Below are 1,050 nucleotides of genomic sequence, written 5' to 3'. Positions count from 1 at the left end.
ATATTACATACACTGTTACCGATGGTAATGGATGTACCTCTGCTTCTTCAGCAGCACATACCGTTACCGTAAACAGTCTACCCACAGCTGCAGCCATTACTGGAGCAACAACTGTTTGTATGGGATCAACCATTGATTTAACCGAAGGTACCGCTGGTACTATTGTTTGGAGTTCCTCTAATCTTGCTGTAGCTACCATTGATGGATCAGGAGTAGTAACACCTGTAAGTGCAGGTACTACAGATATTACATACACTGTTACTGATGGTAATGGATGTACCTCTGCTTCTTCAGCAGTACATACGGTTACTGTAAACAGTCTACCGACTGCTGCTGCCATTACAGGAGCAACAGCTGTTTGTATGGGATCGACCATTGATTTAACCGAAGGTACTGCCGGTACTATTGTTTGGAGTTCCTCTAATCTTGCTGTAGCTACCATTGATGGATCAGGAGTAGTAACACCTGTAAGTGCAGGTACTACAGATATAACATACACTGTTACTGATGGTAATGGATGTACCTCTGCTTCTTCAGCTGTGCATACCGTCACTGTAAACAGTCTACCGACTGCAGCAGCCATTACTGGAGCAACAACTGTTTGTATGGGATCAACTATTGATTTAACTGAAGGTACTGCGGGTACTATTGTTTGGAGTTCCTCTAATCTTGCTGTAGCTACCATTGATGGTTCAGGAGTAGTAACACCAGTAAGTGCAGGTACTACAGATATTACATACACTGTTACTGATGGTAATGGATGTACCTCTGCTTCTTCAGCTATACATACGGTTACTGTAAACAGTCTACCCACAGCTGCAGCTATTACTGGAGCAACTGCTGTTTGTATGGGATCGACCATTGATTTAACCGAAGGTACTGCGGGTACTATTGTTTGGAGTTCTTCTAACCTTGCTGTAGCTACTATAGATGGTTCAGGAGTAGTAACACCAGTAAGTGCAGGTACTACTGATATTACTTATACTGTTACCGATGGAAATGGATGTACCTCTGCTTCTTCAGCTGTGCATACCGTTACAGTAAACAGCT

At 43.0% G+C, this 1,050-nt stretch carries 1 protein-coding gene; it reads left to right on the top strand.

The features are described 5' to 3' along the window. Nucleotides 1-119: 119 nt before the first annotated feature. Nucleotides 120-1,050: Ig-like domain-containing protein (locus C1X07_RS24715; RefSeq protein WP_206604283.1), on the top strand; the 931-nt coding region annotated here is incomplete at its 3' end.

It is taken from the genome of Aquimarina sediminis, from assembly GCF_002895435.1.
GTDB classification, from domain to species: Bacteria; Bacteroidota; Bacteroidia; order Flavobacteriales; family Flavobacteriaceae; genus Aquimarina; species Aquimarina sediminis.
This window is presented reverse-complemented; position numbering and strand designations above follow the sequence as displayed.